The following is a 12,694-nucleotide window of genomic DNA, read 5'->3' on the forward strand; positions in this document are numbered from 1 at the left end:
GACCGTCACGACGGAGGCGCGGAGAACTCCGGCGCTCCGCGCCTCCGGTCTTAGGATGCGTTTCCCTCCCCAGCCAAAGCAGGGGATACCCACGCAAGATCAGTGATGGTTGGGCGTCGCGCGCCGCTCCATCCGGCAGCCGGGACGGTCGCCCTGGGGCCAGCCCCACCCCGGCACCGGGAGCCGACCGGCGGGCGGGCCACCGGGGCTCGCCGCGAACCCGCCGCGAACCCGCCGCTACACCACCACGAACACGACGGCCGCCGCACCCATGAGTGCGGCGGCGGTGTGGATGGCCGGGTGGCCGTAGTCACCCGACCAGAGGTGGCGGGCCAGGCCGCCTAAGGCCGCCAGGCCGGCGATGATGCCGAACTGGGCGAGCAGGGTGGCGCTGGTGAAGGGGGCCAGGAGCAGCAGGATCGAGTTGAGCCAGAACGGGGCGGCGCCCGTCCAGCCGCGCCACGCCCGCAGTTCCCGCACCCCGCGCGGGTACCAGGGCTCCTGGTACTTCCGGTGCTCCCGGATCACCGTCGCCATTGTGCCGCCACCGGCCCTTCAGTCACCTGTACGAGCACTCAACTCGCAGGCTGTACAGCCTCCTTGGGTGCGGCGGCCGGGACAAGGGCCCGTTCGGCAAGAAATCCGAAAGCCAGGCCGAAAGTGGTCCACATCGCGGCCTGGATGGCCAGCGAGGCGAGCCGGAACTGCCAGACGAGCGCGGCCGGGAAGCCCGCCGGTACCTCGTTGACGCCCGGCAGGAACGCGTAGGCGATGCCGACCGCCGCCACGAAGGCGAGGGAGGCGACGACCGAGGCGTTCCAGTTGCCCATGGCCGGCGCCAGGCGCCGGCCCAGGATCAGCGCGCCCGCGGCGAGCAGCACGCCGAGCACGAGCATCAGGACGTAGAGGGTGGTCCGCTGGACCGCGGTCTCGGGGTCTCCGACGGCCGGCGGGTTCGCGGGGTACTTGAAGAACGGCACCAGGCTGACGGTGACGAACAGACCACCGGAGACCAGCAGCGCCGTGGCCCGGGGGCCGAAGCGCCCGATGCGGCCGAGGGCGTAGCAGAAGACGAGCGCGGCGATACCGCCGAGCGCGATCCCGTAGAGCAGGGTTCCGGTGCCGAGGCCGGCCGTGGCCTGGAGGGCCCGGCTGACCGGGGCGGCCTCGTCGCCGTGGTCGTGGGCGCCGGCCTCCTCGATGGCGATGGCCGCGTCCACCTGGGACTCACCCAGGAGGTACGCGACGAGGAAGGCGGCGACTCCGGCCAGCAGACCGGCGATCATGCCCCGGATGAGGAGCACGCGGGGGGAAATCGGGTTCATGGTGTGACTCGCCCTTGCGGATCGATGGATCAGTGGCAGGGGAAGCCGAGGAGGTGACGGCCGTCGTGCATCCACTCGTGGACGGTGTCGCCTTCGAAGATCGCGGTGGCGCCCTGCTCGGCGCCGACGAGGTAGAGCAGGACCAGCATGAGGACGCCGACGAACAGCGCCCAAGGGGCCAGTGCGGAGAGGGAGATGGGTGCGACGGCCACGGGGGCGGCAGTCGTGGGCACGGCGGAGTGGGTCATGGCAGGAACCTCCAGAGGGAACACGCGTCCCGGTCATTGGTGCTCGCGACGACGGTGGCGGGTCTGACTTGCCTCCCCCTCCGGGAGGTTTCACAGTGGCGCGACCGTGCCGGATTCTCACCGGTGCTTCCGTCATACCGTCGTCTTGTCGTCCGACACCGTACCGCTCTTTACGGCCGTCTTACAGCGCCCGACGTTCACCCCGTGAGACGGCGATGGACCTCGTCTCGAAGCCGGGGCCGGGGCCGGCATCACAAGACGTCCACACGGACCATCCGCGACAATCGAGCGGTGTACGTGGAAGAGCCACCGAGACGGCCACGCGGCCGTGGCAGGAGTCCCGAGCCATTGACCGGGGAGCACGTCAAGAGGACCCCCCTCGTACGAGTCCATCTCGTGAGAGCTCCGCTGGGTGAGGCGGAGCGCCGGCACCGGTTCCCGTACGGGGATTCCCGCCCCGGGTACGAGGGGCTGCGCGGGCAGGATCACGGGGCGTGGGCGGGGCGGACGATCGATGAGGTGGCGGCCGAGGATCCGGTCGCGCTGGGGCGGTGGACGGCCGACACCTCGTACGCGCCCCCGGGCGGCGGGGAGTCGGTGGACGCGCTGATCGCGCGGGTCGGGCTGCAGCTGGCCGGGCTGGCCCCGGGGACGCACCGGGGCGTGGTCGAGCAGGGCGTCGTACGGGCGGCCGTGGTGTGGGCCCTGGAGCTGCCCGCGGCGGCCTTCTGGCGGCTCGACGTGCGCCCGGAGTCGGTGACGACCCTGACGGGGCGCTCGGGGCGCTGGAACCTGCTGGTCGGAGCGCCCGAGTAGGCACGGGTACGGCACGCGGCCCGGACCGCGTGGCGCGGGCCGGGCCGGGGTGTTCAGAGCGGGCGGGAGGTCAGGCGGCGATCCAGTCGGACGTCGCGATCACCGGCTGCACGCCGTCGCGGTGGACGGTGCCCTCGATCAGGCCGTACATGCGGTCCGCCGCGAAGTAGACCTCGTTGTCGTTCTTGAGGCCGAAGGGCTCCAGGTCGACGAGGAAGTGGTGCTTGTTGGGGAGGTTGAGGCGCACCTCGTTGACCTTGGGGCAGTTGTCGAGCACGCGCTCGGCCATCTGGTTCAGGGTCTGCTGCAGCGAGTACGAGTAGGTCTCGGCGAAGGCTTCCAGCATGTGCTTGCGGACCTTCTTGTACGACTGGTCCCAGTCGTACTCCGGGTCGTCGGCGGCGAGCGCCGAGTGCGCCCAGCGCGAGGTGACCTTGGTCGCCAGGATGCGGTCGTACGCCTCCTGCAGGGTCGTGTACTTGTCCTTGATGTAGCCGTGGAACTCGGAGTTGGTCGAGTTCATCACGGTCAGGTCCTTCAGACCCGAGATGACCTGGAGGCCGGTCGTCTCGCTGTACGTGATCTGCGCGGTGCGCACCTCGTTGCCCTTGAGGGCGAAGGAGTGCTGCTCCTTGCGGGTCGGGACCGGGATCCGCTCCCAGGCGTACTCCTCGATGCGGATCTGCGCCTCGCGGATCGGCTGCTGGGAGGAGACGAAGTGCTTGGCGAGCAGGATGCCGAAGGCCTCCGGGGAGGCGATGCCGTGCTCCTTGCCGAAGGCGTACACCGTGTTCTTGGTGGTGTCGGTGGGCAGGCAGTTGGCGTTGTCCCCGGTGAGGTGGACGTCGCGGAACTCGCCGCGCAGTGCGACCGAGACGTTCAGGTCGCGGATCTCGTGCCAGGAACCGTCGCTGCCCTTGCGGGTGACCTTGACGATGCGGTTCTCGGCCTTGCCGTACTGGTTCTGGGCGAGGATGTGCTTGCTCATGCGCTGTCTTCCTTCGGTCTCGGGAACACGGAGTCCGGTCGTCTGGATCCCGTACGCCCGGCGTCCGGCGGACGCGCAGCCCGCCCCCCGCCGTTCGGTCACGTAGTCACGTGATCACGTGGTCACGCCTCATGTGGACCGCCCCGGGACTGACGTGCATCCCGGTCCGTAGGTGCTTGTTGATTCCCGTTGATTCCAGCACGTTTGCATGCTGTTCGGAATGGAGCGGATCCTCCGAGAACAGGCACCCACGGCTTGGGCAACCGTACGATCCGTGCAGGTCAGACGGTGTGCGTGTCGGCGACCGCCAGTGCTTCGTCGAGGATCGCCAGGCCCTTGGCGACGTCCTGCGGCGTGATGTTGCAGGGCGGCGCGACGTGGACGCGGTTCCCGGCGAGCAGCGGCCACAGGCCGCCCTTCTTCAGGGCCGCCCCGAGCTCCGCCATCGGCGCGTTGTCGGCGCCGGCCGCGTTGTACGGGACCAGCGGTTCGCGGGTCTGCCCGTTCCGTACGAGTTCCAGGGCCCAGAAGGTGCCGAGCCCGCGGACCTCGCCGACCGACGGGTGGCGCTCGGCGAGCGCGCGCAGGCCCGGTCCCAGCAGCTCGGCGCCGGTGCGGGCGGACTGCTCGACGATGCCCTCCTCCTCCATGACGTTGACGGTCGCGACGGCGGCGGCGCAGGCCAGCACGTGCCCGGAGTACGTCAGCCCGCCCGGGTAGGGGCGGCGGGCGAAGGTCTCGGCGATGGCGGCCGAGATGGCGACGCCGCCGAGGGGGACGTAGCCGCTGGTGATGCCCTTGGCGAAGCAGATCAGGTCGGGGGTGACGTCCCAGTGCTCGGAGGCGAACCACTTACCCGTGCGCCCGAAGCCGACCATGATCTCGTCGAGGATGAAGACGATCCCGAAGCGGTCGCAGAGCTCGCGGACGCCGGCCAGGTAGCCGTCCGGGTGCACGAGTACGCCCGGGGCGCCGCCGACGGTCTCCAGGATGATCGCGGCGATGGACTGCGGGCCCTCGAAGACGATGGTGTCCTCGAGGTGGCGCAGGGCGCGCTCGCACTCCTCGGCGGGGGTGGCCGCGTAGAAGGGCGAGCGGTAGGCGAACGGGCCCCAGAAGTGGACGACGCCGGCGGTCGCGGTGTCGTTGCCGAAGCGGCGCGCGTCGCCGGTGAGGTTGATCGCGGTGGAGGTGGCGCCGTGGTACGAGCGGTAGGCGGAGAGCACCTTGGGGCGGCCGGTGTGCAGCCGGGCCATGCGGACGGCGTTCTCCACGGCCTCGGCGCCCGCGTTGGTGAAGAAGACCTTGTCGAGGTCGCCGGGGGTGCGCTCGGCGATCAGCCGGGCGGCCTCGGAGCGCACGTCGACGGCGAAGCCGGGGGCGACGGTGCAGAGCTTCGCGGCCTGCTCGGCGATGGCGGCGGCGACCTTCGGGTGCTGGTAGCCGATGTTGGTGTAGACGAGGGCGCTGGAGAAGTCGAGGAAGCGGTTGCCGTCGTAGTCCCAGAAGTAGGAGCCTTCGGCGCCGGCGACGGCGAGCGGGTCGATGAGCTCCTGGGCGGACCAGGAGTGGAAGACGTGCTTGCGGTCGGCTTCTTTCACTGCCGCCTTGGTGGCTGCGGCGGCGCGGGCGTCGGCTTCTGCGTTCATATTCCGAGGGTAGTTGTCCACGATGTGGAATCGGCGGGGGATCTGCGGGGCGGGCGCGGCCGGCGGTCAGACGACGTGCCGGCCGCCGTCGACGGTCAGGACGTCGCCGGTCGTGTAGGCGGCGTTCACGAGGTAGAGCGCGGCCTCGGCCACGTCGTCGGGCGTGCCCACACGGCGCAGCGGGGTGTTCTCGGTGATCCACTCGCGCGAGCTCTCCCAGACCTGGTCCTCGCCCTGGTACCAGGGCGTGTCGATCAGGCCGGGCGCGATGGCGTTCACGCGGACGTCGGGGCCGAGCTGGGAGGCCAGCAGCCGGGTCATGTGGTTGACCGCGGCCTTGCTGACGGCGTAGGGGATCGAGCTGCCGAGGGCGCGCGTGGCGGAGACCGAGGAGATGTTGACGATCGAGGCCGTCGCGGAGCCGTTCGCCGCGGACGCCCGCAGGTGGGGGGTGGCGGCGGTGATCATCTGCCAGGTGCCGACGACGTTGACCTCGAAGATCTCGCGCCAGGCGTCGGCGTCGGCCGCGTCCAGGTCGCCCAGGGGGATGAAGCGGGTGACGCCGGCGTTGTTGACCAGGATGTCGAGCCGCCCGTAGGTGTCGATCGCGGTCCGTACCATCCGTCGCGCGTCGTCGGCGTCGGCGACGTCGCCCTGCACGTAGACGGCGTCCGGCAGCTCGGCGGCGAGGGCCTTGCCCGCGCTCTCGCTGCGCGCGGAGTTCAGGACGACGCGGATGCCGGCCGCGGCCAGCCGGCGGGCGATGCCGGCGCCGATCCCGGAAGAAGAGCCGGTGATCAGGGCTACGCGGGTCTCGGTCATGTCGTTCCTCCTGGGGCCTTCGGGGCCTTCGCGCGGGGCGGGACCGCCGGAGCATAGCGCGAATGTCGCATGCCGGAAATGAATTTCCGGTATCCGGAATATGAGCCCTCAGGGGAGACCCCGAGGGGCTCCGCGTTAGAGACCCGTCAAAGCCGCGCCACCAGGCGTATGGGCCCCGTCAAGGGAGCCTGGAATGCCCCGAAGAGGCGTTCCACTCGGAGGTGTCCGAAAAACACCCTCCGAATCCTCTGGGAGTCACGATGGCCGACCTGGCCTTCGTCTTCGTCACGATCGCGGTCTTCTCTCTGGTGGTCCTCGCAGCCAGAGGGGTGGCCAAGCTGTGAACGCCGAAAACGTCATCGGCCTGCTGGTCGCCGCCGGGCTGCTGGGATACCTCGTCCTCGCCCTTGTGTTCCCGGAGAGGTTCTAGCCCCCGATGACTCCCGTTCTTGCCGGGGTGCTCCAGCTGCTCGCGCTCATCGCGGCCCTGGCCCTCGCCTACCGCCCGCTGGGCGAGTACATGGCCCGCGTCTACTCCTCGAAGAAGCACTACGCCCCCGAGAAGTGGATCTACAAGGCCGTCGGCGCCAACCCGAACGCCGAGATGCGCTGGCCCGCCTACCTGCGCGGCGTCCTCGCCTTCTCGGCGGTGAGCGTCCTGTTCCTCTACCTGCTCCAGCGCCTGCAGGGCCACCTGCCCGGCTCGCTCGGCTTCGCCTCCATCAAGCCGGACCAGGCCTTCAACGCCGGCGCGTCCTTCGTGTCGAACACGAACTGGCAGTCGTACGCCGGCGAGCAGGCCATGGGCCCGCTCGTCCAGACCGGCGGCCTGGCGGTGCAGAACTTCCTCTCGGCCGCCGTGGGCATGGCCGTGGCCGTGGCCCTCGTACGGGGCTTCGCGCGCTCCCGGACCGGCGAGCTCGGCAACTTCTGGTCGGACCTGGTGCGCGGCACCGTCCGCATCCTGCTGCCGCTGGCGACCGTCGCCGCGATCGTGCTGGTGGCCTGCGGGGTCATCCAGAACCTCACCGGGATCCACGAGGTCGGGCAGTTCTCGGGCGGGCAGCAGCAGTGGAACGGCGGGGCGGTCGCCTCGCAGGACGCCATCAAGCAGCTGGGCACCAACGGCGGCGGCTACTTCAACGCCAACGCCGCCCACCCCTTCGAGAACCCGACACCCTTCTCGAACCTCTTCCAGATCTTCCTGATGCTCCTCATCCCCTTCGCGCTGACCCGCACCTTCGGCCGCATGGTCGGCTCGGTGCGGCAGGGCTACGCGATCCTCGCCACGATGGTCACCATCTGGATCGGGTTCACCGCCCTGATGCTGTGGACCGAATTCAGCCACCACGGCCCGGCGCTCCAGGCCGCCGGCGGTGCGATGGAGGGCAAGGAGACCCGCTTCGGCATCGGCGCCTCCGCGATCTTCTCGGTCGCGACCACGCTGACCTCGACCGGCACGGTCAACTCCTTCCACTCCTCGTACACGGGCCTCGGCGGCGGCATCCAGCTGCTGGGCATGCAGCTCGGCGAGGTCGCGCCCGGCGGCGTCGGCTCCGGCCTCTACGGCATGCTGATCATGGCGATCATCGCGGTGTTCATCGCGGGCCTGATGGTCGGCCGGACCCCCGAGTACCTGGGCAAGAAGATCGGCACCCGCGAGATCAAGTTCGCGGCCTGCTACATCCTGATCACCCCGGCGCTCGTCCTCGGCTTCACCGCCCTGGCGATGGCCCTGCCCACGCCCGTCACTTCGATGTCCAACGGCGGCGCGCACGGATTCACCGAGATCCTCTACGCCTACACCTCGGCCGGCAACAACAACGGCTCGGCCTTCGGCGGCCTGAACGCCGACACCCAGTGGTTCAACACGACCACCGGTCTGGCGATGCTCCTCGGCCGCTTCCTGCCGATGGTCTTCGTCCTGGCGCTGGCCGGCTCGCTCGCCGAGCAGCAGCCCGTCCCGGCGACCGCGGGCACCCTGCGCACCGAGAAGCCGCTGTTCACCTTCCTCCTCGTCGGCACGATCCTCATCGTCACCGGCCTCACCTACTTCCCGGCCCTCGCCCTGGGTCCGCTCGCCGAAGGGCTCGCCTCATGAGCACCGTCACCCCCACCCGTGCCCCGCACGGCGATCTGCCCACCGGCCACAAGCCCGAGGAGGCCCGGATCGGCGGCGGTGTCTTCGACCCGAAGCAGCTGCTGAAGTCCTTCCCGGACGCGGTCCGCAAGCTCGACCCCCGGGTGATGGTCAAGTCCCCGGTCATGTTCGTGGTGCTGATCGGTTCCGTACTCACCACCGTGCTGGCGATATCCGACCCGGGCGACCTCTTCGGCTGGGCGATCACCGTCTGGCTCTGGCTCACCACGATCTTCGCGAACCTCGCGGAGGCGGTGGCGGAGGGCCGCGGCAAGGCCCAGGCAGACACCCTGCGCAAGGCCAAGACCGACACCGTCGCGCGCCGCCTGAACGGCGCCGCCGAGGAGCTGGTCCCGGGCACGGAGCTGCGTATCGGCGACCTGGTCGTGTGCGAGGCCGGGGACGTCATCCCCGGTGACGGCGACGTCGTCGAAGGCGTGGCCTCGGTCGACGAGTCGGCGATCACCGGTGAATCGGCCCCGGTCATCCGGGAGTCCGGCGGTGACCGCAGCGCCGTCACGGGCGGCACGAAGGTGCTCTCCGACCGGATCGTCATCAAGATCACGACCAAGCCCGGCGAGACCTTCATCGACCGCATGATCGCCCTGGTCGAGGGCGCGGCCCGGCAGAAGACGCCCAACGAGATCGCGCTGAACATCCTGCTCGCCTCCCTCACCATCGTCTTCCTGCTGGCCGTCGTCACCCTCCAGCCCTTCGCGATGTACGCCCACGCCGAGCAGTCGATGATCGTGCTCACCGCACTGCTGGTCTGCCTGATCCCCACCACCATCGGCGCGCTGCTCTCCGCCATCGGCATCGCGGGCATGGACCGGCTGGTCCAGCGCAACGTCCTGGCCATGTCCGGGCGCGCGGTCGAGGCCGCGGGCGACGTTTCCACCCTCCTCCTCGACAAGACCGGCACCATCACCCTCGGCAACCGCCAGGCCTCGGAGTTCGTCCCCGTGAGCGGCGCCGCCGCCGCCGAACTGGCCGACGCCGCCCAGCTGTCCTCGCTGGCCGACGAGACCCCCGAGGGACGCTCCATCGTGGTCCTCGCGAAGGAGAAGTACGGGCTGCGCGAACGCCACCAGGGCGGGCTGGCGGGCGCCGAGTGGATCCCCTTCACCGCCCAGACCCGGATGTCCGGCGTCGACGTGGACGGCCGCAAGGTCCGCAAGGGCGCCGCCTCCTCGATCACCGCGTGGGTCGGCGAGCAGGGCGGGACCGTGGCCCCGGACGCGAGCGCGAAGGTGGACGAGATCTCGGGCGCCGGCGGTACGCCGCTGCTCGTGGCCGTGGAGGACGGGAAGGGCGCCCGGGTCCTGGGCGTCATCCACCTCAAGGACGTCGTCAAGGAAGGCATGCGCGAACGCTTCGACGAGCTGCGGCGCATGGGCATCAAGACCGTGATGATCACGGGCGACAACCCGCTGACCGCCAAGGCGATCGCACAGGAGGCGGGCGTCGACGACTTCCTCGCCGAGGCCACGCCCGAGGACAAGATGGCCCTCATCAAGCGGGAGCAGGCGGGCGGCAAGCTCGTCGCGATGACGGGCGACGGCACGAACGACGCCCCGGCCCTCGCCCAGGCGGACGTGGGCGTCGCGATGAACACCGGCACCTCGGCCGCCAAGGAGGCCGGGAACATGGTGGACCTGGACTCCAACCCCACCAAGCTCATCGAGATCGTCGAGATCGTCGAGATCGGCAAGCAGTTGCTGATCACCCGAGGTGCGCTGACGACCTTCTCCATCGCCAACGACGTCGCCAAGTACTTCGCGATCATCCCGGCCATGTTCGCGGTGGTCTACCCGGGCCTCGACAAGCTCAACATCATGGGCCTGCACTCGCCGAACTCGGCGATCCTCTCGGCCGTCGTCTTCAACGCGCTGGTCATCATCGCCCTCGTGCCGCTCGCCCTGAAGGGCGTCCGGTACCGGCCGACCAGCGCCGACAAGATGCTCCGCCGGAACCTGGGCATCTACGGACTGGGCGGCCTGATCGCCCCGTTCGTCGGCATCAAGCTCATCGACATGATCATCTCCCTCATCCCCGGGCTGGGCTGACACATGAACAACTCCGTGGGCAACACCGCCCGCCTCCTCGGCGCCGGCCTCCGGGCCCTGCTCGTCCTGACCGTGCTGTGCGGGGTCCTCTACCCCCTCGCCGTCACCGGCGTCGCCCAGGCCGCCTTCGGCCACCAGGCCAACGGCTCCGAGATCGAGGACGCGGGCGGCCGGGTCGTCGGCTCCTCCCTGATCGGCCAGCCGTACGGGGACGACCCGCGCTGGTTCCAGGGCCGCCCGGCGGCGGGACTCTCCGAGAACACCCTCAACACGCGGTACGGACTGCTGGTCTCCGGAGCCACCAACAAGGCGGCCGACAGCCCGGAGCTCCTGAAGGCGGTGCGCGAGGCCAAGGCCGAGGTCGTCCTCGACAACACCGTCCCCGGATACACCCCGCAGCCCTCCCGGATCCCGGCCGACGCGGTCACCTCCTCCGGCTCCGGCCTGGACCCGAACATCTCCCCGGCGTACGCGGAACTCCAGACCCACCGCGTCGCGGCCCGCAACCACCTCCCGGTGGCGGAGGTCACGAAGCTGGTCGAGGCCCACACCGAGGGCCGCACCCTCGGCTTCATGGGCGAGCCGCGCGTCAACGTCCTGGAACTGAACGTGGCCCTGAAGGCGCTCGCGGAGAAGTAGGCGGTCCGGAGGCGGGAGCGGACGGGCGGGCTCCCGCTCCCGCTCCCGCCGACGACCCGTCAGATCGTCCCGCTTGACGGGTTTTCTCACGTGGCAGAACGTGCCGTCGGCCCGACACGCCCGAGTCCCGCCCTTGACGTTCTCACCCGTTCGGGCGCATGGCTTCCACAAGCCGGTCCACCCCGGCCCACCGCCCGCGAGCTGCGAAGACGTACCGGTCGGCGGGTGATACGGCAGTGACGTGCCGTCAGTTCGACGTGTTACACAGGGTGCCCGGCACCGCGGAAGGGTCCACTGCTCTCAGGACCCGGCCGCCCGAGCCGGACCAGGAGGGATTCCCATGCCCCGCGCCAAGTGGGTCGTCGGCGTACTGACGGTGACTCTGCTGTTCACCGGCCTAGGGGTGTTGCGCACCACCGAAGGAGGCCGCCCGGCCGCTCCGACCGCCGGCGACGCCCTGCCCTCGCGCGTGCTGGGCCTGTCCGGCCCGCGCCGGCTGGCCCGGCAGCTGGAGAACTCCGGCGGGCACACCACCGGCAAGGGCGCCCGCCGGCCCGTGCGGTCGAGCGTCACGCCGCTGCCGCGGGCCCTGCCGCTGCGCCTCGTCATCCGGAGCCTGCAGGTGGACGTACCGCTGACGGGCGCCGCACCGGCCGACGGGGCAGACGGCGGGTCGGACGGCGGGCCGCCCTTCACCGGGCCGCCCGAGACCGGGCCGTCCGGCGGCAGCACACCGTCCGCCCGCCAGGACCGCGCGGACGGAGCCGTCTGGGACTCCACCGGCCCCACCCCGGGCTCGGCCGGTACCGCCGTCGTCTCCGGGGACTTCTTCCGCATCTCCGAACTCCGGCGCGGGCAGACGATCGAGATCCCCCGCGCTGACGGGCGTACGGCCGTGTTCACCGTGTACCGGGTCTCGCCCACCGAGGTCTCCGGAGACGGCGGCCCGTCCGGCAAGGCCCAACTGCGGCTGCTCAGCGGTGAGACAGCGCTCCTCGCCCGCCTGACCGGCCACCGCCGCGCACCCCGCTGAGCCGCCCCGGAACGGCCACCCCCAGTGGCCACCTGTCAGCCGTGGGGGGTGACTTCGTCCCCCGGTCGGGGGACGAAGTCACCCCGACCGGGGAGTCGGCCCGCGTGTCGGGGCACACCCTTCGCATGAGCGGGACGCAGCGTGCGCGGACGGCACTGGGCAGGGCCCTGAGGGTGGCCCTGACGGTGCTCTGCGTCGTGCTGCTGTGCGTGCTCGGCACCGGGCAGTCCGGGCCGTCCCCCGCGACGGCCGACGGCGCCCGCCCCTCCCCCACGGCGCCGGCCGAGCCCACCGAGGCACCGGCCGACCCGATCGGCGATCCCGAAGTGCGCCAGGCGGTACGGGTGACCGTGCGCGGCTTCCCCGGCCTGCGGCGACCGGTGTTTCACGTGAAACACCCCGGCTTCGAGGAGCTGGGCCCCCGCCCGGCGGGCACGACCGCCGCAGCGGCGCCCCCGTGGGTGGTCCGGAGTGTGGTCCTGCGCTGCTGAGCGGGCCGAGAGCCGAGCAGCAGCAGTAACGCGCCCCGCGCGCGTCCCCCCACACCCCCGAACACCGTGAGGTTCCGCCATGCCCTTCGACCCGTACCTGGCCCTGAACGCCATGCTCCGAGCCGAGGCCGCGCGCTTCTCCCCGCCGGCACCGCCGGCACCGCCGGTCCGCCAGACCGAGCCCGAACCCGCCCCGGCCGCCGAAGTGCCGGCCGCGGACGGCAAGGCCGAGTAACCGGACCGATCCGCGAGCCGACGCAGCGAAGACGTAGCGATGACGTAGCGAAGACATCAGGAGGCACCGGTTCCCGCGCCCTCGGCAACGGAGGAGTGGTCACGTGAGGTTCGACCACGGAGCACGGGAACCGGCGCCTCCTCCAGTCTCAGCCACCCACCCCCTCATTCACGTAGGTCTTTTGTCCGCGTTCGCCCGGCCGAAAGTACCGATCCGGCGAAACATCCCCGGTGACAGCAGCT

15 protein-coding genes are annotated in these 12,694 nt (G+C 70.8%); 9 read left to right on the forward strand and 6 right to left on the reverse strand.

Going from position 1 to position 12,694, the window contains the following annotated elements:
- Positions 1-237 precede the first annotated feature (237 nt).
- Genes J7F03_RS03830 through J7F03_RS03840 form a run of 3 tightly spaced genes read right to left on the reverse strand, consistent with a single transcriptional unit; the run spans position 238 to position 1,573 of the window.
- Positions 238-528 carry a hypothetical protein gene (locus J7F03_RS03830; RefSeq protein WP_308379021.1) on the reverse strand — a complete coding sequence of 97 codons (291 nt, stop codon included), beginning with the start codon at positions 526-528 and terminating at the stop codon, positions 238-240.
- A gap of 47 nt (positions 529-575) precedes the next feature.
- Positions 576-1,325: a CbtA family protein gene (locus J7F03_RS03835; protein WP_214947203.1), complete on the reverse strand. Its 750-nt coding sequence runs from the start codon at positions 1,323-1,325 to the stop codon at positions 576-578.
- A 29-nt stretch (positions 1,326-1,354) separates the two neighbouring features.
- A complete protein-coding gene (locus tag J7F03_RS03840; protein ID WP_214947204.1) occupies positions 1,355-1,573 on the reverse strand; it encodes a CbtB-domain containing protein in 219 nt (72 codons plus the stop codon).
- 396 nt (positions 1,574-1,969) lie between these two features.
- Here J7F03_RS03840 and J7F03_RS03845 point away from each other — a divergent pair, with 396 nt between their 5' ends.
- On the forward strand, positions 1,970-2,389 hold the full coding sequence (locus tag J7F03_RS03845; protein ID WP_308379023.1) for a histidine phosphatase family protein: 420 nt from the start codon (positions 1,970-1,972) through the stop codon (positions 2,387-2,389).
- A gap of 70 nt (positions 2,390-2,459) precedes the next feature.
- On the opposite strand, the gene pucL is transcribed toward J7F03_RS03845, so the two are convergent.
- The 3 genes from pucL to J7F03_RS03860 form a co-directional block, all read right to left on the reverse strand.
- On the reverse strand, positions 2,460-3,377 hold the full coding sequence (pucL, locus tag J7F03_RS03850; RefSeq protein WP_214947205.1) for a factor-independent urate hydroxylase: 918 nt from the start codon (positions 3,375-3,377) through the stop codon (positions 2,460-2,462).
- A 281-nt stretch (positions 3,378-3,658) separates the two neighbouring features.
- Positions 3,659-5,026 carry an aspartate aminotransferase family protein gene (locus J7F03_RS03855; RefSeq protein ID WP_214947206.1) on the reverse strand — a complete coding sequence of 456 codons (1,368 nt, stop codon included), beginning with the start codon at positions 5,024-5,026 and terminating at the stop codon, positions 3,659-3,661.
- Positions 5,027-5,092: 66 nt separating this feature from the next.
- Positions 5,093-5,848: an SDR family NAD(P)-dependent oxidoreductase gene (locus J7F03_RS03860; protein ID WP_214947207.1), complete on the reverse strand. Its 756-nt coding sequence runs from the start codon at positions 5,846-5,848 to the stop codon at positions 5,093-5,095.
- A 221-nt stretch (positions 5,849-6,069) separates the two neighbouring features.
- Here J7F03_RS03860 and J7F03_RS41890 point away from each other — a divergent pair, with 221 nt between their 5' ends.
- The 8 genes from J7F03_RS41890 (at position 6,070) to J7F03_RS03895 (ending at position 12,452) form a co-directional block, all read left to right on the forward strand.
- Positions 6,070-6,192: a hypothetical protein gene (locus J7F03_RS41890; RefSeq protein ID WP_285440398.1), complete on the forward strand. Its 123-nt coding sequence runs from the start codon at positions 6,070-6,072 to the stop codon at positions 6,190-6,192.
- The gene (gene kdpF / locus J7F03_RS40790; protein ID WP_214947208.1) at positions 6,189-6,278 is read left to right on the forward strand and encodes a K(+)-transporting ATPase subunit F; all 90 of its coding nucleotides are present in this window, start codon (positions 6,189-6,191) and stop codon (positions 6,276-6,278) included. The genes J7F03_RS41890 and kdpF overlap by 4 nt, the downstream gene beginning before the upstream one ends.
- Positions 6,279-6,284: 6 nt before the next feature.
- The gene (gene kdpA / locus J7F03_RS03870; protein WP_214947209.1) at positions 6,285-7,949 is read left to right on the forward strand and encodes a potassium-transporting ATPase subunit KdpA; all 1,665 of its coding nucleotides are present in this window, start codon (positions 6,285-6,287) and stop codon (positions 7,947-7,949) included.
- Positions 7,946-10,054 carry a potassium-transporting ATPase subunit KdpB gene (gene kdpB, locus J7F03_RS03875; RefSeq protein WP_214947210.1) on the forward strand — a complete coding sequence of 703 codons (2,109 nt, stop codon included), beginning with the start codon at positions 7,946-7,948 and terminating at the stop codon, positions 10,052-10,054. The genes kdpA and kdpB overlap by 4 nt, the downstream gene beginning before the upstream one ends.
- A gap of 3 nt (positions 10,055-10,057) precedes the next feature.
- The gene (kdpC, locus tag J7F03_RS03880) at positions 10,058-10,693 is read left to right on the forward strand and encodes a potassium-transporting ATPase subunit KdpC (RefSeq protein WP_214947211.1); all 636 of its coding nucleotides are present in this window, start codon (positions 10,058-10,060) and stop codon (positions 10,691-10,693) included.
- A 340-nt stretch (positions 10,694-11,033) separates the two neighbouring features.
- Positions 11,034-11,726, forward strand: coding sequence for a class F sortase (locus J7F03_RS03885; protein ID WP_214947212.1), 693 nt, complete (start codon positions 11,034-11,036; stop codon positions 11,724-11,726).
- Between the two features lie 125 nt (positions 11,727-11,851).
- Positions 11,852-12,217 carry a hypothetical protein gene (locus J7F03_RS03890; RefSeq protein WP_214947213.1) on the forward strand — a complete coding sequence of 122 codons (366 nt, stop codon included), beginning with the start codon at positions 11,852-11,854 and terminating at the stop codon, positions 12,215-12,217.
- 79 nt (positions 12,218-12,296) lie between these two features.
- Positions 12,297-12,452 carry a hypothetical protein gene (locus J7F03_RS03895; protein ID WP_214947214.1) on the forward strand — a complete coding sequence of 52 codons (156 nt, stop codon included), beginning with the start codon at positions 12,297-12,299 and terminating at the stop codon, positions 12,450-12,452.
- Positions 12,453-12,694 lie beyond the last annotated feature (242 nt).

Origin of the sequence: Streptomyces sp. ISL-43, from assembly GCF_018614195.1 — a bacterium.
In the GTDB taxonomy this organism is placed as follows: Bacteria; Actinomycetota; Actinomycetes; order Streptomycetales; family Streptomycetaceae; genus Streptomyces.